Consider the following 594-nt stretch of genomic DNA (forward strand, 5'->3'; position numbering starts at 1 on the left):
GCCTCTTGGTCGCGGGCCTCACCCGGCGAATTGACCGCCGGCTGGTCGTCACCGGCTTTACGGTTCTCCTGATCGTATCCGGGCTCGCAGTGACCTTTGCGTCGAATTTTGCACTTCTCATGGTTGGCCGCGCGCTGCTCGGTGTCGCGATCGGCGGCTTCTGGTCGATGTCGACCGCGATCGTCATGCGCCTCGTGCCGCAAGGCATGGTTCCAAAGGGCCTCGCCATGCTGAACGCCGGCAATGCGATCGCGGCCACGATCGCCGCGCCGCTAGGCAGCTTTCTTGGCGCCTATATCGGCTGGCGCGGCGCTTTCTTTCTCGTCGTGCCGCTCGGTCTGCTGGCGCTGGTCTGGCAGTGGATCAGCCTTCCAGCGCTGCCCCCGCGCCAAAGGAAACGTCCAGGCAATCCGCTGGCGCTGCTGGGCCGTCTTCCAGTCGCCATCGGCATGGCGTCGATCATGATGCTGTTCATGGGCCAGTTCGCGCTTTTCACCTATCTGCGCCCCTTCCTCGAGAGCGTCACCCGGCTTGATATCGCCGCGCTTTCGGCGATCCTGCTGGCGATGGGGCTGGCGGGGGTCCTCGGTACCT

At 65.0% G+C, this 594-nt stretch carries 1 protein-coding gene; it reads left to right on the top strand.

All coding sequences use genetic code 11. The annotated features are described in order from the left end of the window. On the top strand, nt 1-594 hold a 594-nt coding region (locus tag EN991_RS38910), incomplete at both ends, for an MFS transporter (protein WP_127370670.1).

Source organism: Mesorhizobium sp. M7A.F.Ca.US.005.03.2.1 (genome assembly GCF_003997795.1).
GTDB classification, from domain to species: domain Bacteria; phylum Pseudomonadota; class Alphaproteobacteria; order Rhizobiales; family Rhizobiaceae; genus Mesorhizobium; species Mesorhizobium ciceri.